The organism is Ichthyenterobacterium magnum (assembly GCF_003610635.1).
Classification (GTDB): Bacteria; Bacteroidota; Bacteroidia; order Flavobacteriales; family Flavobacteriaceae; genus Ichthyenterobacterium; species Ichthyenterobacterium magnum.
Map to the genome: position 1 here is coordinate 1,213,961 of NZ_RAQJ01000001.1, position 19,619 is coordinate 1,233,579.

Below are 19,619 nucleotides of genomic sequence, written 5' to 3' on the forward strand. Positions count from 1 at the left end.
ATCATTCAAATTTTGCGTCAATTTCTCTGGCTAATTTTTCAATAGTTTTTGCCACAACTTTTGTAGCATCTACTTCTAAAGCTACTTCACCCACTGCATCAATTAATTCAAAATAAAAGTTTTTCTGTCCTGTAAGTCTATGCCAAAAATCCTGACCAACTATTACTGGATAAGCATTTTCTATTTTCTTGTAGTGGGAACTTAAATCATTAGCTTCTCCGTAAACAACTCCTACAATCATATCATTTATACCGACATTAAGATTGTTTGTTCTTGCTAAATTTCTAACACCATCAAAATGATTTATAATAGTTGTTATGTCATCCTTGTTAATTGTGTTAGGTCCAGCTTTTAATTGACAATATTTTTTCCTATTGTCAATTGCATCAACAAATTCAATATCTATACCCTGTGTTGTAGAGCCTAAACCTTCGAATAATGAACTAATAAGACTTTGGATTTTCATTCCAAAAGATGTATTTATTGAAGTCCCTAAAATTCTAGGTAAAACTAATGCTTTAGCAATGCTTTCTGGGTCGTCATTGCCTGTCAAAAAATTTGCTAAATATTTATAGAGAAAAGGGTTTATATTATATTCAGAAAGTCTACTTGCTCTATCACAAGCACCATTTATATGATTTTGAACAATTTGATCACGAAAGAAATTTTTCGCATTTTCAATTATTTTTTTCTTCTGACTGTTATTCATATTTAAAGTATTGAAATAATATATTAGTTACTTAAATTCTAATCATCAATGCGCCTCTAACCAATTATCACCAGTATCGATTTCAACATCTAAAGGTACTTCTAGCTTATAAGCATTTTCCATTTCAGTTTTTATGAGCGATTTTATGGTCTCGAGTTCTGGTTTATAAGCATCAAAAACCAATTCATCATGAACTTGTAAAAGCATTTTAGATTTGTAATCTCCAGTTTGTAATTTGTTATAAATGTTAATCATCGCAATTTTAATAATATCTGCTGCGCTTCCTTGTATTGGAGCATTTACAGCATTTCGTTCTGCTGCACCACGAACTATGGCGTTACGAGAATTGATGTCTTTTAAATAACGACGACGACCTAAAACCGTTTGTACATAGCCATTATCTCTTGCAAAATCAACCTGTTCACTCATATAAGCTCGAAGTTTTGGGTAGTTTTCATAGTAAGTGTCTATGAGTTCTTTGGCTTCACCACGAGATAAATCGGTTTGGTTACTTAACCCAAAAGCCGACACACCATAAATAATTCCGAAGTTGACCGTTTTTGCATTACTACGTTGTTCTCTTGTGACTTCAGCCAATGGTACATTAAATACTTTTGAAGCGGTTGATGCGTGAATATCTTCACCATTTTTAAAGGCTTCAATCATGGTTTCTTCTTTACTTAAGGCAGCAATAATTCTAAGCTCTATTTGTGAGTAATCTGCAGCTAGTAACGTGTAATCTTCGCTTCGCGGAATAAACGCTTTTCGTACTTGCCGTCCGCGTTCGGTACGAATAGGAATGTTCTGTAAATTAGGATTGTTACTGCTTAATCGTCCTGTAGCTGCAACGGTTTGCATATAATCAGTATGTACACGACCCGTTGCTTCTTCAACTTGAGTTGGTAAGGCATCTACATACGTGCTTTTAAGTTTAGATAAACCTCTAAAATCTAAAATATTTTGAATAATCTCATGGTCTTTAGCGAGATATTTTAAAACATCTTCAGCTGTAGAGTATTGCCCAGATTTTGTTTTTTTAGGTTTATCAACGAGTTTCATTTTTTCGAAAAGAATAATGCCTAATTGTTTAGGTGAAGCTATATTAAATTCTTCGCCTGCAGCATCGTAAATGCTTTTTTCAAGCGTTGCGATATCTGTAGTGAGTTGCTCTGATAAAGAATTTAAAAAGTCTTTATCGAGGTTAATACCTTCCAATTCCATAGCAGCCAAAACACGAAGTAACGGAATTTCAATCTCATCAAATAAGGTTTGCGTATTGGCTTCACCTAATTCTTTTTCAAAATGTTCTTTTAACTGAAGTGTAATATCAGCATCTTCAACAGCGTATTCGGTTTGTTTTTCTAACGGAACTTCACGCATGGAGAGTTGATTTTTTCCTTTTTTACCTATCAATTCTGTAATAGAAATTGGAGTATAATTCAAATAGGTTTCAGCTAATACGTCCATATTATGTCGCATATCTGGATTGATTAAATAATGCGCTAACATGGTGTCAAAGAGTTTCCCTTTTACTTCTATATTATATTTTGCTAAGACTTTAATATCATATTTTAAATTCTGACCAATTTTTTCAATCTGTTCGTTTTCAAAAAAAGGACGGAAGACTTCAATCAATTCTTGTGCTTCGATTTTGTCCTCTGGAAACGGCACATAAAACCCTTTAGCAGTTTCCCAAGAAAATGAAATACCAACGAGTTCTGCTGTTAGCGGATTAAGTCCAGTTGTTTCTGTATCAAAACACACAGAAGGTTGATTCATGAGGTTTTTCACGAATAATTTAGTTGCCATTCCTGAAGCGATACTTTGGTAAAAATGCGATGTGTTTTCGGTAGTTTTTCTTGTAAATTCTGAAACAGTTTCTGTTGTTGTTTCGTCGTTTCCACCAAACAATGAAAACTGTCCAGCTCCAGCAGATTTTTGTTCTTTGGGAGTTGGTTTGTTTTCGGAAGGTTTTACGTTTGCAGATTCTGTTGGTTCAGACTTAGACTCAGTCGCTTCATCGGCAAATGTTTTTAAGAAATTATCGGTTAATCGTCTAAATTCTAATTGTGTAAAGATCTCTTTTACTTTTTCAACATCAGGATGATTGAGTTCAAAATCTTTGGCGTTAAAGGTCACAGGAACATCGAGCATGATGGTTGCTAATTGTTTTGAAAGGATGCCCAACTCTTTATTGGCTTCAATTTTTTCTTTCATTTTTCCTTTGAGCTCATGGGTATTGGCTAACAAGTTTTCCATAGAACCGTATGCCGCTAAAAATTTCTTAGCTGTTTTTTCGCCAACACCAGGTAATCCTGGAATGTTATCAGACGAATCTCCCATCATACCTAAAAAATCTATAACTTGCATTGGCTCAGTAACTTCAAATTTTTTCTGAACTTCAGGTATTCCCCAAGTTTCATAACCACCACCAAATACTGGTCGATACATGAATATGTTTTCAGTAACTAGCTGCGCAAAATCTTTATCTGGTGTTACCATATAGGTTTTATAGCCTTCTTTTTCGGCTTGACGTGATAAGGTTCCAATCACGTCATCAGCTTCATAACCTTCTTTTACCATGATGGGTATATGCATGGCTTTTAAAATCTCGTAGATATAAGGAACAGCTGTTTTAATACCTTCTGGTGTTTCATCACGATTAGCTTTGTAGTCTTCGTACATTTCTACACGATCTGCACTTCCGCCTTTATCAAAACAAACCGCTAAATGATCTGGTCGTTCTCGCTTGATAACATCTAATAAAGAGTTCATAAATCCCATTATGGCAGACGTATCTTCGCCTTTGGAATTGATTCGTGGGTTTTTTATAAAGGCATAATAACCACGAAAAATAAGCGCGTAAGCATCAACTAAAAAAAGACGTTTTTGATCAGACATAGATATGAATTTGTAAGAAACTCAAAGCTACGAAAAGAATTGCTTTTGGAGATGCTATTCTAAACTCAATCTTCTATTTGATGATGATTTTTTTATAGGTTGACGCGTTTGAATTACTAACTTTTATAAAATACATTCCAGGACTTAGAGACTGGGCGTTTATTTGAGTTGTATTGTTGGTAATAGATTGTTTTAAAACTACACTTCCATTAATTGAAATAATTTCTATATCATAATCTGAATCTAAATTGGTGTTTAACTCAAGAGTAAAAATACCATTTGAAGGATTTGGAAATAGTTTAATGATTTGGTTACTAAAATCAATGGTTCCAAGAAAATTATCATTTTTCAATTCGATAATTTTATCATCATCTACATTAGGTGAACCAGCAAAATCTCTGTTTGTCGTACAGATATAAATCCTACCATTTGGTAAAACTAAAACATCTCGAATTCGTCCTCTGGTATTAACAAGGTAACTGTTTTCTTCGATAATAGATGTTCCATCAGGATTGAGTTGTAATTGAATTAATTTTTTGTCTTTTAATACCGCTAACAATAATGAGTTTTGCCATTCTGGTATTGACGGATGATTAAAATAATCCATGCCACAAGGAGCAATTGCTGGTGTCCAAGCCCAAATAGGTTCTGCAACATTTTCATTATTACAAAATGCGGTTTCTGATGTTAAATCACAATAACCTTGAACATTAGGCCATCCAAAATTTCTGTTTTCTTCAATGATATTAATTTCATCATTATTTGAAGTGCCATGCTCTGAGCTGTAGATCTTTCCATTTCCTACACACAAACCTTGAGGGTTTCTATGTCCAAAAGACCATATATAGCTATTTGCAATTGGGTTGTCTAAAGGAATAGAGCCATCTAAATTTAACCGAAGCATATTTCCGTTTAAAGTATTTAAGTCTTGAGCTGTTGAAGGGTTTGAATAGCCATCACCAATACTGATGAATAATTTATCATTTAGAATTAACATTCTTGAACCATTATGAGAAACATTTCCTGGAATATTATCGAGAATTGTTAGTGGATTAGATAACGTGTTACTATTTATACCATAAGTATAACGGACTAATTTTGACGTTGTAGTAGTATTAGTATAATGAACAAATAAGTATGGCGTTGTTGGAAAATTGGGATGGAGAACAATAGAATGCATTCCTGCACTAAAACCAAAAACGGCTACATCAGGAACCGTGTAAATTACTTCTTGTACATCTGTATCTGGGTTTACTCGGCTTATTCTTCCTGAAAGTTCTGTGAACCAAATCCAACCATCATCACTGTAAACCATATCCCATGGAACGTCTAGATTTGTTGCTACAACACGTTCAGTAATTAGGGTATTATCTAATTGAATTTGTGAAAAACAAAAATTACATTTAATAATTAAGGCTAAAAAGAGGAATATTTTTTTCATTTTTGTAAAAGTATCTTTCTTTTATAAAGATACATAATACTAATTTATATATGAGTACATTTTCAATTGCCATTCATGGAGGCGCCGGAACTCTAGTAAAAGGGATGATGACACCTGAGTTAGAAGCACAATATAAAGACGCCTTAAAAAACGCTTTAAATTCTGGATATGCTATTTTGACAAATGGAGGCACAAGTGTTGAAGCTGTTGAAGAAGCGGTGAGATTATTAGAAGATTCTCATTTGTTTAATGCTGGAAAAGGGTCTGTTTTTACCGCAGATGAAACTCATGAAATGGATGCATCTATCATGGATGGAAATACATTAAATGCAGGAGCTGTTTCTTTAATCACTGGAATTAAAAATCCAATAAGTTTAGCACGAGATGTTATGGAAAAAAGCGAGCATGTGTTTTTAGCGGGCAAAGGTGCAATGCAGTTTGCTAAACTTCAGAACTATGAAGTTGAAAATCCTGCGTATTTCTATGATGAGTTTAGACACAACCAATGGTTAGAAATTAAAGACACAGATAGTTTTCAGTTAGATCATGCAACCAAAAAAGACTCAAAATTTGGAACTGTAGGCGCAGTGGCTTGTGACCAAAATGGTAATATTGCAGCTGCAACATCAACCGGAGGAATGACCAATAAACGGTTTGGTCGTGTAGGTGATAGCCCAATGATTGGCGCAGGAAATTATGCAAACAATAAAACCTGTGCAATTTCATGTACGGGAAGTGGTGAGTTTTTTATTCGAGGCGTCGTGGCTTATGATGTAGCTTGCTTAATGGAGCACAAAGGATTGTCTTTAGAAGAGGCTTCAAATGAAGTGATTAATAAACGCATACTAGAAATTAAAGGAGATGGCGGATTGATTGCTGTTGATACAAAAGGAAATATTGCTATGCCTTTTAATACAGAAGGCATGTATCGTGCTAGTAAATCTTCAAACGGAAACGAAGAGATTTCAATCTATAAATAATGAAAGTTAAGCATTTAGGACATACAGGTTTTAATGAGATAATGGAATGCTTTCTACTAGCATTTGATGGTTATTTTGTGAAAATGCCAACTGACCATGATTATTACAAGCAACGTTGGGAAGCTGCTAAAGTAAATTTTGAATTGTCTTATGGAATGTTTGATGACAATAAACTTGTAGGTTTTATTATTCACGCCATTGATAAAAGAGAAAATGAATTAATTGCTTTTAATACGGGAACAGGTGTGATTCCAGAATATAGAGGTCAACGAATTGTAAAGTCTATTTATGAGTATGCTATTCCAGATTTAATAAAAAATGGAATTACAAAAAGCGTGCTTGAAGTAATTATTGAAAATGAAAAAGCTGTAAAAGCCTATAAAGGTATTGGCTTTAAAATTTGTAAAACGTTTAAATGTTTTAGTGGCGAGCTTCCCTCAAGTAAAAACGAAGTAGATCGTATTGAAGTTTCTTTTAATGAAATACCTTGGGAGCAAATGCCCAATCAAGATAAATATTCTTGGGATTTTCATTTTAGGTCTCTAAAAGGTGGTAATTCTAAATACTATAATGTGATTAGAAATTGTACTGTCGAATCCTTTTTTGCAATTAATCTTGACAACGGAACTATAAACCAATTAGAAGTTTTAAATAATCAAGTAAGGAATTGGGAACGCTTATTTTCTGCTATTCAATTAATTTCTAAACACGTCAGGATTATTAATGTAGATGATCGACTTGAAGATAAGCTTGCCGCAATAGAAAGTGTTGGTTTAAAAAACACAGTTAACCAACACGAAATGGAATTAACTTTGATGGATGAGCCAGTAGAAGTTAAATAAATGGCGCTTCAATAGGAAGCACAGATACTTTCCTGTTTTTAATATCATACTGATCACCATTAGATAGTACATGAACAGTCATATTTGCCATAGTCATTGGTGTGCCTTCTTCTAATACTTTTTCATTGTTATGAGTAAGTGAACTACCATCAAAAACAATCACCATTCCAGACCCAATTACAGTACAATCATTTCCGTTTTTAATAATCATTCCTGTGTCTTCTGCTAAACCAAGACCTAATAAATTTGGAAATTTTGCTATAGCTTCAGATTGTCTTCCAAAACGACCACGTTTAATAAAATGGGTATCAACAATTAATTCAGGAATTAAACCAAGACCTTTATACATTAATACAGCACCTTTAATAAAAGATTCTGTTGCACTACCACCAGCAATCATTTCGTTTGCCATTGCCATAGCGCCAGCACTTGTACCAGCGATAACAAAACCCTCTTCATTTTTATAACGCTCAGTTAAGATATTATGAATTGTAGTATTGCCAATTCGATCAGTGATTTTCGATTGATCACCACCAGAGAACATCACACAATCGCAAGATTTTATAAGGTCTATTGATTCTTGTTTTTCAGAATCTTCTTGACTTCGTATATCTAAAACAGTAACATTAGTACAACCTAATTTAGAGAAAGCATCTAAATAATTTTCTCCAACTTCAACAGGGATACTTGATGCTGTTGGAATAACAACAATTTTAGAATCTACACCACCAGCTTCCTTAACAACATGAAACAAAATGCCTTCATCAATAAACTCCATGGTATACATTTCATTTACTTCATCTCCCTTATCTTCATTTCCACCAATAGGAATTAATGTGCCTTTATTCAATTGCATATAATCTTTTATTAATTGGACAAAAATAAACTAATTTTTTTACAGAAAAATGTATATATTTATAATCTTTCACTATAAAAATCAACCAACATGGAAATAAGAAGCATAAATGCAATGCGAGGACCAAACTATTGGTCTGTGAGACGACATAAATTAATCGTTATGGTTTTAGACCTTCAAGAAATGGAAGAATTACCTTCTAATAAAATTGATGGTTTTCCTGAACGATTAAAAGCTATGTTTCCTAGTATGTATTCGCATCGTTGTTCTGAAGGCTGCGAAGGAGGATTTTTTATGCGTGTTGATGATGGTACTTGGATGGGACACGTTATAGAACATATTGCTTTAGAGATTCAAACTTTAGCAGGTATGGATACTGGTTTTGGAAGAACACGAGGTTATGGAGAAGAAGGTGTTTACAATGTTGTGTTTTCTTATATGGAGGAATCTGTAGGGCGATTTGCAGCAAAAGCAGCGGTTAGAATATGTGAAGCTTTAATAGCTGGTGAAGATTATGACTTAGCCGAAGATATACAAGAAATGAGAGAGTTACGTGAGTCTGATCGTTTAGGACCAAGTACAGGATCAATTGTAGCAGAAGCAGAAGCTAGAGGCATTCCATGGATTAGATTAAATAAATACTCGTTATGCCAGTTAGGTTATGGCGCCAATCAAAAGCGTATTCAGGCAACTGTAACTAGTGAAACGAGTAGTATAGGAGTAGAGTTGGCTTGTGATAAAGAAGATACAAAGTATTTATTAGAACAAGCAGAAGTTGAAGTGCCTCGAGGCGATATTATTCGTAGAGAACGCAGTTTAGAAGAAGCATGTCGTTATGTTGGTTTCCCACTTGTAATTAAGCCAATTGATGGCAACCACGGTCGTGGAATTACAGTTGATATCCAAAACTATGATGAGGCTTTAGTAGCGTTTAGACACGCAAAAGAAAGCTCACGTAGTGGAGCAATTATAGTTGAGAAGTTTATTGTTGGCGAAGATTACAGGTTATTAGTTATCAATAATCAATTAGTTGCTGGAGCAATAAGAACGCCTGCACATATTATTGGTGACGGTGAATCTACGATTCAAGAACTAATAGATAAAGTAAACAGTGATCCTCGTCGAGGTTATGGTCATGAAAATGTATTGACAAAAATAACAACAAACGAGTTAACACAAACTATTATAAAAGATGCTGGTTATACTTTAGATTCTGTTATTGTTGAAGGCGAAAAATTAGTGTTAAAAGACACTGCTAATTTAAGTACAGGAGGAACAGCTGAAGATATTACAGATATTATTCATCCAGCAAATATTGCAATGGCTGAGCGTATTTCAAAAATTATTGACTTAGATATTTGTGGTATAGATATTATGACCACAGATATTTCTAAACCACTATCAGAAACTGGAGGCGCAGTATTAGAAGTAAATGCGGGTCCTGGATTCAGAATGCATTTAGCACCTACTACAGGATTACCTCGTAATGTTGCTGCTCCAGTAATTGACAAATTATTTCCTCAAAAAGGAGATACAGGACGAATTCCTATTATTGCTACATCAGGAACTAATGGGAAAACAACCACAACGCGTCTTATTGCTCATATTGCAAAAATGAAAGGACATCGTGTTGGTTATACAACGAGTGATGGTGTTTATATACAAAATAGGCTTTTAATGACTGGAGATTGTACAGGTCCAGCCAGTGCTGAGTTTGTACTTAAAGATCCAACAGTAAACTTTGCGGTATTAGAATGTGCAAGAGGTGGACTTTTAAGAGCTGGATTAGGATTTAAAAAATGTGATGTTGCGGTTGTTACCAATGTTGCTGCAGACCATCTAGGCTTAAAAGGAATTCATACAATCGAGCAATTGGCAAAAGTAAAAGCTGTAGTGCCAGAAACTGTCTTGCCTGATGGTTATGCTATTTTAAATGCCGATGATGATTTGGTTTACGATATGAGACGTAATGTCGAGTGTAATGTAGCATTATTCTCAATGGATGAAAATAACCCTAGAATAAAAGCATTGCAGCGTTTAAATGGTATTACTGCGGTCTATGAAAATGGATACGTAACTATTTGCAGAGGCGAATGGAAAATGCGTTTAATGAAAGCAGAACACATTCCGTTAACTTATGGTGGCAAAGCTAAGTTTATGATTCAAAATGTACTGGCTGCAGTACTTGCTGCTCATGTACAAGGCATTAGTATAGAAGATATGAAAGCTGCTTTAGAAACCTTTATTCCTTCAGCATCGCAAACACCTGGGCGTTTAAATTTATTTGAGTTTAATGATTTTACTATTCTTTTAGATTATGCTCATAATCCAGCCGGAATGCGTGCACTTCAAAAATTTGTTGAAGAACTTGATGCTACTGTAAAGGTTGGAATTATCGCCGGTATTGGAGATCGTCGTATTGAAGATAATAATGAAATGGGCAAGATTGCTGCCGAAATGTTTGATGAAATTATTATACGTCAAGATAAACGTTTACGCGGAAAAACCGAAGAAGAACTTATTAAGATGCTTAATGATGGTATTAAGATGAAAGATCCTAGCAAGAAAACCACCATTATACCTTCTGAAAAAGAAGCGATTACTTATGCTGTTAAAAATGCGGTTAAAGGCTCACTTATAATTTTATGTAGTGATGTAATTCCTGATGCACTCGATTTAGTAAAGCAATTTAAAGAACAAGAATCTCGAGGAGAACTTAATTTCGCTGATTAAAATAAAAAAGCCGAAGTAATTTACTTCGGCTTTTTTATTAATTTATAGTATTGATTAGCAAAGCTTAATCGTCTTTACTTTAATATGAAGACTTTTTCTATAAGCTTTAATACTAATTATATCATTACTTTTTTTATGGTTGATATTAATTACATCAAACTTTGTTTTTGAGTTTAAAGTCGTTTTTTGTTTAGCTTTAGTAGAATCACTTTTATTAATAGAAGTTTCGATACTATTGTTATTTTTGTTAACAGTAGTTTCGTTTTGACCACTAGAAAGTAATGGTAAACTAATTAATGCAATAAATATTAAAACTTTTTTCATGACTTAAAAACTATAGGTTTGATTTTAAATTCTGTTCAAAGAAAAGCAACATTTAAAGTGAGATTAAATAAATTAGATGAAACTCAACGATTACTAGTTAACATGAAACACATTTCAAAAAACATCGACGAAATGCACAAATATTGCTCGTATCCCAGTAAATACGTTTTAAATTAATGGAAGATTATTCAAAAAACACCTATTTTAGTACGTTTAAAAGACTAAAAGACAATCAGTTTAAGGTCGGAAACACCACATATAAAGAGCGAATCACAAAATTAAATGCACTTAAACGAGCATTAGATATAACCTATAAGAATAAACTGCGAGAAGCATTATATGCCGATTTTAAAAAACCTTACATAGAAACCGATATAACAGAATTGTATCTTGTTATAAAAGAGATTAAATATGCTAAGGCAAACTTAAAAGCATGGACTAAGAAACAACAAGTAGATACTCCAATAACCCTTTTTGGTACTTCTTCATGGGTAAAGTATGAGCCTAAAGGTGTTTGTTTAATCATTGCACCTTGGAATTACCCTATAAACTTAACATTCGGCCCTTTAGTTTCTGCTATTGCAGCAGGAAACACAGTAATTTTAAAACCATCTGAAATGACGCCAAACACTTCTAAAGTAATGGCAGATATCGTAAAAGATGTTTTTAATGAAGATGAGGTTGTTTTAGTTGAAGGTGAAGTAGAAACGTCTAAAGAGCTATTAAAGCTACCTTTTAATCATATCTTTTTTACAGGTTCACCTCAAGTTGGGAAGATTGTAATGAATGCGGCTGCAAAGCACTTAACGTCAGTAACTTTAGAGTTAGGTGGTAAGTCACCAACAATTGTGGATAAGTCTGCAAATATTAAAGAGTCAATAAAAAAGATTGTTTGGGGGAAACACTTAAATAATGGTCAAACATGTATTGCTCCAGATTATGCTTTAGTTCATGAGTCAATCCTGCAAGAGTTTATAAAAGTTTATAAAGCACAAGTATTAAATTATTATACAGAAGACGCCTCAACTTCAAACTCTTATAGTCGAGTTGTAAACGAAAGACACTATAATAGATTAATAAATCATATAGAAAATGCAAAAAACCAAGGAGCAACTATTGAGCTCGGAGGATCCTGCAATGCTAAAGATAATTATATAGAACCAACACTCATTACAAACTTAAAAGAGGAGAGCTCTTTAATGCAAGATGAAATATTTGGACCAATTCTTCCTATTAAAACCTATAAAACAATAGATGAAGCTGTTGCGTATGTTAATTCAAAAGAGAAACCTCTGGCATTATATATATATAGTAATAATAAAAAAAACACAAACTATATCATCAATAACACAAGAGCAGGAAGTACATGTATAAATAGTAATGCTATACAATATTCTAATCATTATTTACCATTTGGAGGAAGTAACAATAGTGGGATTGGTAAAGCGCATGGGTTTTTCGGTTTTCAAGAGTTTTCTAACATGCGATCGGTTTTAAAAAGGCATGTTAAAGGCCCTGTTTATTTATTGTTGCCTCCGTATAATAATTTTAAGCAAAAGCTAACAGATTTAACTATTAAATGGTTTTAGATAAATGCCATTTTTCTTAACAAATGGTTAAATAAATTAAGCATTGATTGTTAGGCTAATAATTGGTTTAACTTTGATGAAAAATTGTTTTTATGATTAGGTGGATTATTTTCATTGCCATTTTTGGAGTTATTGATTTTTATGCATTTCAAGCTTTTAAAACAGTTACAAAAAACAGCTGGTTGCACATTGCATATTGGTTAGTTACTGCTTTAGTTATTGGTAATTTTGTGTATCACTATTATGGGTTTAACCGTAGTGATGGTTTTTCTCATAGTCATGCCTTTGCTTTTGGGTTTTTTATAGCAGTATTAGTTCCTAAAATGCTTTTACTAATCGTTATGTTAGGCGAAGATGTTTTTAGAGTTCCTCAAGCGATCTATCGTTATTTTACTGAAGGAGATAATGCAAGAGGAAATTATTTTGCTTCTAGACGAAAATTTATTAGTCAAGTAGCTCTAGGTTTAGCGGCCATTCCGTTTTCTGCAATTTTATACGGAATATATAAGGGTAAATATAATTTTAAAGTTTTAAAATACACACTGCATTTTGAAGATCTACCTGAAGCTTTTGATGGTTTTAAACTCACGCAGATTAGTGATGTGCATTCTGGTAGTTTTGATAATGTAGAAAAAGTAGCGTATGCCATAGACCTAATTAACGAGCAACAAAGTGATGTCATTTTTTTTACAGGAGATATGGTTAATAACAAAGCAGAAGAAATGCTTCCTTATGTAGATATTTTTAGTAAGCTAAAGGCTAAAGAAGGTAAATATTCTGTATTAGGAAACCATGATTATGGCGATTATATTAAATGGGATTCGACAGAATTAAAAGCACAAAACCTTAACGACCTAAAATCAATTCAAAAGAAAATAGGCTTTGATTTACTTTTAAATGAAAATAGATTTATTGAAAAACAAGGTGAACGAATAGCTGTTGTTGGTGTTGAAAATTGGGGGAAAGGCGGTTTTAAAAAAGCAGGCGATTTAAAAAAAGCATCTTCTAAAGTAAATGAAGATGATTTTAAAATACTATTAAGCCATGATCCAAGTCATTGGGAAGCTGAGGTCGTTGGTGATAATTATCATTATCATTTAACGTTAAGTGGGCATACGCATGGTATGCAATTTGGGATTGAGATTCCAGGTTGGTTTAAATGGAGTCCTGTAAAATGGAGGTATAAACAATGGGCAGGAATTTATGAAAAACTGGGTCAATACATAAATGTTAACCGAGGGTTTGGGTACTTAGCTTTTCCTGGGCGTGTAGGTATTTGGCCAGAAATTACCGTAATTACCTTAAAAAGAGGCTCTAATAACGCATAATTGCAAGCAAAGCTTGTATTTACTATTAAATTGCTTATTTTTATAATTAGTTAGTATAAACCTATTTAAACTGTTGGTTTTCAAAACGAATAAAAAATTGTAGGTTTGTAATAACGCATTTGACCTAAAATAGTAATGTATGTCGAAATTTGGGGAACTTATTGATGTTAACATTCCGGTGTTATTAGACTTTTTTACCGAATGGAATGACCAATCTATTGCTATGCATCCTGTACTTAGAGATGTAGCAGCAGCTCTTGGTGATAAAGCCAAGGTAATAAAGATAGATGTTGATAAAAACAAAGATTTAGCTGAAGCTTTACGTGTAAAAGGATTACCAACATTAATCATTTATAAAAATGGCGAGATGAAATGGCGCCATAGTGGTGAGCAAGATGCAAATACTTTAATTGGTATTATTCAAGAATACATTTAAAGACTTTTAAATGTATATCCCTTATTATTAAAATATTCTAAAACTTTTGGAAGTGCAAACTGCATGTTTTTTGAAGCTTTTATGCTATCATGAAACACTATAATACTTCCTTGTTTGGCCGTAGAAATAACATTATTTAAGCATTCTTCTTTAGATACTGTTTTATCCCAATCAAAAGATAAAACATCCCACATCACAATTTTATAATTTAAGCCTATTAACTTTTTGCCTTGCTTTGGTTTTATTTGTCCGTAAGGTGGACGAAATAGTAGATGATCGTTAATTAATAGTTTGTTGATGACTTCTTGAGCAGATAAAACGTCGTTTAGATAAGTTTTGGTTTTACTTGTCCAACCTTTAATATGGTTTTGTGTATGGTTACCAATAGTATGACCTTTATCAAGTATTTGCTGAAAAATATCTGGATGCTTTTCAATATTACCGCCAATACAGAAAAAAGTTGCTTTAGCATTATACTGTTGTAAAATATCTAAAGTCCAACTTGTGATTTCAGGTGTTGGTCCATCATCAAAAGTTAGGTAAATAACGTTTTCAGAAGTAGATATATTCCACACATAATTTGGAAACATTTTTTTTGCAACCAAAGGTGTTTTTATAGGAACAATTTTCAATGCTTTTATTCTATTTTTGAAATACTATCTATGGTATCTTTAATAATATCTCTATCTTCAATTAAAGGAGTCTCAGGTTCTTCGTCTGTAAAGTGTTTGAATAACTTTAGGTAGTTATTAAACTTTTCAGTTTCTTCTAAAGCAAAATCCTTATCGTTATAAATAACCAAAATATCCACTAAACTTCTATAACGCTCTATGTCTGTTACAATTTCGTCTAAATAGCGTGTTTGATTTTGTAATGAAAGTTCACTATAATAGGTTAAGTTTTCTTGATATTTTTTTGTAACATCCTTATATAGTTTTCTTCCTTTTTCTACATTATCCATTTCATAGTAAGCGCTAATATATGGCTCTAATAATGTGTAATATCCAAAGTCGTCAACAGGCATTTTTTCCATAGCAATGTCTGCTATTTTTTCAGCTTTGTCTAACTTTTCTTCGTTAATTAGTTGCTCTACTAAACGCGCTAAATTACCACGATAAGTGATTCCGTTTTTACGAGTTTCAACATCATGATAAATGTCTGTTCCGCTATTTCCCCAATCCCAAGCTATTACTTGATCATACATTAAGTCACTATCAACACGACCCATATCAAATGGGTTTGCTCTATCAATTGCTGTTTTTATAGGCACCAATTTATAACACATACCATCTAACTGAAGGTAGTCTTTCATCCATATGTAGTCGTCATCGCCAAAACTTCCACCTGTAAAATAAATTGGACGTTTCCAGTCGTTATTAGCAACTATATCTAACATTAATAACCTGTTTTTGTATAAAGCACCTCCTGTTATTTCTATATCTATATAAGGAACAATTTCATCTGCATCTTTTGCTTTTACGATACCATTTTCTAGAACTGCTTTTTTGTCTACAGGAATTCTAACATATTTTGTTGGAAAGTAATTTGAATTTAGTAGCTGAGAAGGATAACCACTTGGGTCTTCGCCTTCACGTTGTACCAAATATTTGAGTTTATATTTTTCATCATCACTACTTATAAAATTCATAAAATCCTTTATGAGTAATGTGTCGTTAGTGATTTCACGTTTCATAATATAATCTCTTGTACCATATCTATATTGGTCATGAGTTAATTGTGACGGAATAGGGTCGCTTTCGTATGCTTTGCGTTTCATTTGGTCTATATACCAATCTGTTTGAAAAAGACTTGTATTAACAACTCTTACATCTGTACGAACACCTTCAATCTCTTGTAAATACCATAATGGGAAACTATCATTATCTCCAATAGTAAATAAAATAGCATTAGGTGCGCAGGACTCTAGATATTTTCTCGCCATTGCATTAGCGGTATATTTTCCTGATCTATCATGGTCATCCCAGTTGTTAGCGACTAAAATCCCAGGAACCAATATTAAACAAACCACAGTAACTATTGGTGCTAAAAATTTTGAAGATGAGTATTTTTTTAAAAGGTCAAAAATTGCATATGCACCAAAACCAATCCAAATTGCAAACACATAAAACGAACCTACAACAGAGTAATCACGCTCTCTTGGTTCAAATGGTCTTACATTGGTGTAAAATTGAATAGCTAAACCTGTAAAGAGGAAAAACACCAACATGACCCAAAACAGCTTTTTGTCTTTCCCAAAAAGGAAGAAGAAGCCAATAAGGCCTAAAATTAATGGTAAAAAGTAGTAGGTATTTCTTGCTCTGTTGTTTTTTACATCACTAGGTAAATTATCTTGAGACATACCTAAATGCATTTCGTCAATAAAATTAATACCACTTATCCAGTTGCCATGTAGATCATCATATTTACCTTGAATATCATCTTGTCTACCAGTAAAATTCCACATAAAATAACGCCAATACATGTAACCTAATTGGTATTCTAGCATATATGCTATGTTATCTGCTAATGTTGGTTTTTCAATATCAAAAAATTCTTGTCCAAACTTTTTTAAGAACTGATGGTAGTCTTCATAATCAACTTTACCAGCTGCAACACTTTGTTTAAATTCAGAAACTAAAGCTCTAACTTGATTTTCCATTTGATACTCTGGCTTAATTTTAAAATCAAGTAATCCAGTAAACATCATGTAGTTTTCTGCATGCTCAGCGCTCCACATTCTAGGTAAAATATTTGCATGACTAGAGTTGTAATTTTGTTTTGCGTTTTTCCAATCGTTTATAACATCATATGTTCCTGTAGTATAATTTTTTTCGTAGTTCTTTTTATCGTCAACATAGGGTTGATCTTCATCTAAACCTGTATAATGTTCGGTAAAAAGTGGTCCGTAAAACAAATGTGTTTCTGGATATTGCTCGAGATTGTAATAAGCTAAAAGTTCTCTAGCGTCAGATGGATCGTTTTCGTTTATAATAACATTTGCATTAGCTCTTATAGGTAACATTAGCCATGAAGAAAACCCAATAAAGATAAATAACAAGCAAAGAATAGCTGTATTAAAAGATTTGCTTGAAAATTTTTGGTAGAAACTTTTAAATGAATTATTAAAAAGATAAGCTATACCAAAAATTGATGCTGCAATAAGAACTAAAGCAATCGTACTAAGATCAAATATTGCTGGAATACTAATAATCATTATTAAACCAATTGCACCAATAATAATGAAGATTAAGTTTTTGTTTATTGGTTTTTGTGTTCGTTTTAAACCAAAGTAAAATGCAACAATTAATATAATGCCAGCAATAATAGTTCCTGAGTGAAAAGGTAAGCCAAAAGTGTTTACAATTGCTACTTCCATCCATCCAAAAAATCTGAGCGCATTTGGTAGTAATAATTTAAAAATGAAAAGTAAAATGGCTACAGCTACAATATTTGCAACAATAAAGTTTTTTATAGTTACGGTTTTATAGTTTTTAAAGAAATAGATTAAACCAAGTGCAGGTATGGTTAATAATCCCATAAAGTGCACACCAAAAGATAAACCTATTACAAAAGCTATTAGTATAAGCCATTTATGACCTCTGGGTTGGTTCATGTCTTGTTCCCATCGTAAACCTAAATAAAATAAAATAGCCATAATAAGTGTAGCCATAGCATACACTTCAGTTTCAACAGCATTAAACCAAAAAGAATCTGTAAATGTAAAAGCCAAACTACCAACCAGTGAGCTACCAAGAATAGCAATTTCAGCATTTTTTGTTATGGTTTCTTGATTTTTAATTAACTTCCTTAATAAGATGCTAATGGTCCAAAACATAAATAATATGGTAAAAGCACTAGCAACAGCACTCATCATATTAAGCATCATTCCTATTTGTGAAGGCTCAAAAGCAAACATAGAGAAAAAGGCACCTAACATTTGAAATAAAGGCGCTCCTGGTGGATGACCTACTTGTAGTTTAGAAGATGTTAAAATATATTCTCCAGCATCCCAAAAACTTACAGTTGGTTCAATAGTTAGAGCATAAGTTATAAGTGCTATTGTGAAAGCGAACCATCCTAAAATGGTATTCCATTTCTTGAAGTTGAAATGTGTCATATATTGTTATGTAATTATTGCGAGCGAATTTACTAATAAATATGTTAAACATTAAGGTTTTTAAGTTAACGTTAAGGATTTTCAATTATTTTATGTTTTTTTATTTGCGCAAACAAAACTTTGTTTTAAATTTGCATCCTCATTTAGAGATTGGCCTATGGTGTAACTGGCAACACGTCTGTTTTTGGTACAGAAGAGTCTAGGTTCGAGCCCTAGTAGGCCAACAAAAATTGAATCCTAATTATGAAAATAGTTAGGGTTTTTTGTTTTAGTGATATTTTTTTTGGGCGAGAAGTTTATGCTGAGCATAGTCGAAGTAAGCCCTAGTAGGCCAACAAAAAAGTCTTCCATTGCGGAAGACTTTTTTATTTTAAAATATTTTGTGTTTAAATCTTAAAGGTTACAACTGGTCGTTTAGCGTGATTTACTAAGTCTTCACTTATGCTCCCATTAAAGAAGTGTGCTATACCTTGTCTGCCATGTGTACTAATTCCTATTAAATCGGCATCAATATCTTTTGAGAAGTTTAAAATTCCTTTTTCTACACTATCGTCATTATATATATTTACCGTATAGTTTTTAAAATTGTAATCACTTATAAAACTATCAATACGTTGTTTTGCTTTTGAAGTTGTAGTGAAATTGCTTGCTGTATTAACCATTAACAAATGTATTTTGGCGTCAAATGCTGTAGCAAATTCTGTTGCTTGTTTATATGTCTCTTTGTTATCGTTTTTGAAATCTGAAGCAAATACAAAATCATTAACTGCAAAATCATCATGATCATTTTTAATGACCAAAACAGGTATGTCTGATGAGCGTACAACTTTTTCAGCATTAGAGCCTACAAACATTTCTTTAATTCCGCTAGCACCATGAGAGCCCATAATAATTAAATCAACACCATTTTCATGACAAACATCAATTACACCACTAAAAGCACCATCAGGTTTTACAATTTCGTGGACAGTGATACCTTTTAAGTATTCACTATTCATCATGTCTTCAAATTTTTGATGAGCTAACTTCATAAAAAACATAACTTCAGGCACATCGGCTTGAGCACTTACAGCATCAGTCTCCTGCATAGGGATTTCTAACATGTGTAACAGATAAATTTCACTATTATACTTTTTTGCTAATTGAGAAGCGACTTTTAAAGCGCTTTCGGCTTCTTTAGAAAAGTCAGTTGGTACTAATATTTTATTCATATTGCTTAGGGTAACAGTTTATTCTATAAAGTTAATAATAAAAAACGACATTATTGTATTTGTAAAAATCAATATAAATGTTGTATATTTGCAGCGTTGTTTGAAGAAAAAGAATAATGAGCGGACGTGAAGTCCGCTCTTTTTATACTAAA

General features: G+C 32.8%; 14 protein-coding genes and 1 tRNA gene. 7 read left to right on the top strand and 8 right to left on the bottom strand.

Annotated elements, in window-relative coordinates:
* Position 1: 1 nt before the first annotated feature.
* The 3 genes from BXY80_RS05715 to BXY80_RS05725 form a co-directional block, all read right to left on the bottom strand.
* Entirely contained in the window at positions 2-709 is a 708-nt protein-coding gene (locus BXY80_RS05715) for a PmeII family type II restriction endonuclease (RefSeq protein WP_120200255.1), read from the bottom strand.
* A 45-nt stretch (positions 710-754) separates the two neighbouring features.
* A complete protein-coding gene (polA, locus tag BXY80_RS05720) occupies positions 755-3,610 on the bottom strand; it encodes a DNA polymerase I (protein ID WP_120200256.1) in 2,856 nt (951 codons plus the stop codon).
* A 73-nt stretch (positions 3,611-3,683) separates the two neighbouring features.
* Positions 3,684-5,051: a PQQ-dependent sugar dehydrogenase gene (locus BXY80_RS05725; protein WP_120200257.1), complete on the bottom strand. Its 1,368-nt coding sequence runs from the start codon at positions 5,049-5,051 to the stop codon at positions 3,684-3,686.
* A gap of 50 nt (positions 5,052-5,101) precedes the next feature.
* Between BXY80_RS05725 and BXY80_RS05730 the strand changes: the two genes are divergently transcribed.
* Complete coding sequence (locus BXY80_RS05730) at positions 5,102-6,031, top strand: isoaspartyl peptidase/L-asparaginase family protein (RefSeq protein ID WP_120200258.1); 930 nt, start codon at positions 5,102-5,104, stop codon at positions 6,029-6,031.
* The gene (locus BXY80_RS05735; RefSeq protein ID WP_120200259.1) at positions 6,031-6,873 is read left to right on the top strand and encodes a GNAT family N-acetyltransferase; all 843 of its coding nucleotides are present in this window, start codon (positions 6,031-6,033) and stop codon (positions 6,871-6,873) included. The genes BXY80_RS05730 and BXY80_RS05735 overlap by 1 nt, the downstream gene beginning before the upstream one ends.
* On the opposite strand, the gene BXY80_RS05740 is transcribed toward BXY80_RS05735, so the two are convergent.
* The gene (locus tag BXY80_RS05740) at positions 6,866-7,729 is read right to left on the bottom strand and encodes a cyanophycinase (protein WP_120200260.1); all 864 of its coding nucleotides are present in this window, start codon (positions 7,727-7,729) and stop codon (positions 6,866-6,868) included. The genes BXY80_RS05735 and BXY80_RS05740 overlap by 8 nt on opposite strands.
* A 90-nt stretch (positions 7,730-7,819) precedes the next feature.
* Between BXY80_RS05740 and cphA the strand changes: the two genes are divergently transcribed.
* Positions 7,820-10,462: a cyanophycin synthetase gene (gene cphA, locus BXY80_RS05745; protein ID WP_120200261.1), complete on the top strand. Its 2,643-nt coding sequence runs from the start codon at positions 7,820-7,822 to the stop codon at positions 10,460-10,462.
* 54 nt (positions 10,463-10,516) lie between these two features.
* On the opposite strand, the gene BXY80_RS05750 is transcribed toward cphA, so the two are convergent.
* Positions 10,517-10,786 carry a hypothetical protein gene (locus BXY80_RS05750; protein WP_120200262.1) on the bottom strand — a complete coding sequence of 90 codons (270 nt, stop codon included), beginning with the start codon at positions 10,784-10,786 and terminating at the stop codon, positions 10,517-10,519.
* A gap of 176 nt (positions 10,787-10,962) precedes the next feature.
* On the opposite strand from BXY80_RS05750, the gene BXY80_RS05755 reads away from it, so the two are divergent.
* From BXY80_RS05755 to BXY80_RS05765, 3 genes are all read left to right on the top strand, one after another.
* Positions 10,963-12,375 (top strand): aldehyde dehydrogenase family protein, encoded by a 1,413-nt coding sequence (locus tag BXY80_RS05755; protein ID WP_120200263.1) that lies wholly within the window; start codon positions 10,963-10,965, stop codon positions 12,373-12,375.
* Between the two features lie 92 nt (positions 12,376-12,467).
* Positions 12,468-13,703: a metallophosphoesterase gene (locus BXY80_RS05760; RefSeq protein WP_120200264.1), complete on the top strand. Its 1,236-nt coding sequence runs from the start codon at positions 12,468-12,470 to the stop codon at positions 13,701-13,703.
* A gap of 139 nt (positions 13,704-13,842) precedes the next feature.
* A complete protein-coding gene (locus BXY80_RS05765) occupies positions 13,843-14,139 on the top strand; it encodes a thioredoxin family protein (RefSeq protein ID WP_120200265.1) in 297 nt (98 codons plus the stop codon).
* Here the strand turns inward: BXY80_RS05765 and BXY80_RS05770 are convergent.
* Together BXY80_RS05770 and BXY80_RS05775 are read right to left on the bottom strand one after the other, a co-directional pair.
* Positions 14,136-14,771 carry a polysaccharide deacetylase family protein gene (locus BXY80_RS05770; protein WP_120200266.1) on the bottom strand — a complete coding sequence of 212 codons (636 nt, stop codon included), beginning with the start codon at positions 14,769-14,771 and terminating at the stop codon, positions 14,136-14,138. The genes BXY80_RS05765 and BXY80_RS05770 overlap by 4 nt on opposite strands.
* A 5-nt stretch (positions 14,772-14,776) precedes the next feature.
* Positions 14,777-18,256, bottom strand: a complete 3,480-nt coding sequence (locus BXY80_RS05775; RefSeq protein ID WP_120200267.1) for a DUF2723 domain-containing protein — start codon at positions 18,254-18,256, stop codon at positions 14,777-14,779.
* A gap of 151 nt (positions 18,257-18,407) precedes the next feature.
* Here BXY80_RS05775 and BXY80_RS05780 point away from each other — a divergent pair.
* Positions 18,408-18,480 (top strand) — tRNA-Gln (locus BXY80_RS05780).
* A 162-nt stretch (positions 18,481-18,642) separates the two neighbouring features.
* Here the strand turns inward: BXY80_RS05780 and BXY80_RS05785 are convergent.
* Positions 18,643-19,467: a universal stress protein gene (locus BXY80_RS05785; protein ID WP_120200268.1), complete on the bottom strand. Its 825-nt coding sequence runs from the start codon at positions 19,465-19,467 to the stop codon at positions 18,643-18,645.
* Positions 19,468-19,619 lie beyond the last annotated feature (152 nt).

Excerpts from the sequence above, each read along its gene's own strand:
- BXY80_RS05715 (WP_120200255.1), bottom strand. The coding sequence starts at position 709 with ATGAATAACAGTCAGAAGAAAAAAATAATTGAAAATGCGAAAAATTTC.
- polA (WP_120200256.1), bottom strand. The coding sequence starts at position 3,610 with ATGTCTGATCAAAAACGTCTTTTTTTAGTTGATGCTTACGCGCTTATT.
- BXY80_RS05725 (WP_120200257.1), bottom strand. The coding sequence starts at position 5,051 with ATGAAAAAAATATTCCTCTTTTTAGCCTTAATTATTAAATGTAATTTT.
- BXY80_RS05730 (WP_120200258.1), top strand. The coding sequence starts at position 5,102 with ATGAGTACATTTTCAATTGCCATTCATGGAGGCGCCGGAACTCTAGTA.
- BXY80_RS05735 (WP_120200259.1), top strand. The coding sequence starts at position 6,031 with ATGAAAGTTAAGCATTTAGGACATACAGGTTTTAATGAGATAATGGAA.
- BXY80_RS05740 (WP_120200260.1), bottom strand. The coding sequence starts at position 7,729 with ATGCAATTGAATAAAGGCACATTAATTCCTATTGGTGGAAATGAAGAT.
- cphA (WP_120200261.1), top strand. The coding sequence starts at position 7,820 with ATGGAAATAAGAAGCATAAATGCAATGCGAGGACCAAACTATTGGTCT.
- BXY80_RS05750 (WP_120200262.1), bottom strand. The coding sequence starts at position 10,786 with ATGAAAAAAGTTTTAATATTTATTGCATTAATTAGTTTACCATTACTT.
- BXY80_RS05755 (WP_120200263.1), top strand. The coding sequence starts at position 10,963 with ATGGAAGATTATTCAAAAAACACCTATTTTAGTACGTTTAAAAGACTA.
- BXY80_RS05760 (WP_120200264.1), top strand. The coding sequence starts at position 12,468 with ATGATTAGGTGGATTATTTTCATTGCCATTTTTGGAGTTATTGATTTT.
- BXY80_RS05765 (WP_120200265.1), top strand. The coding sequence starts at position 13,843 with ATGTCGAAATTTGGGGAACTTATTGATGTTAACATTCCGGTGTTATTA.
- BXY80_RS05775 (WP_120200267.1), bottom strand. The coding sequence starts at position 18,256 with ATGACACATTTCAACTTCAAGAAATGGAATACCATTTTAGGATGGTTC.
- BXY80_RS05785 (WP_120200268.1), bottom strand. The coding sequence starts at position 19,467 with ATGAATAAAATATTAGTACCAACTGACTTTTCTAAAGAAGCCGAAAGC.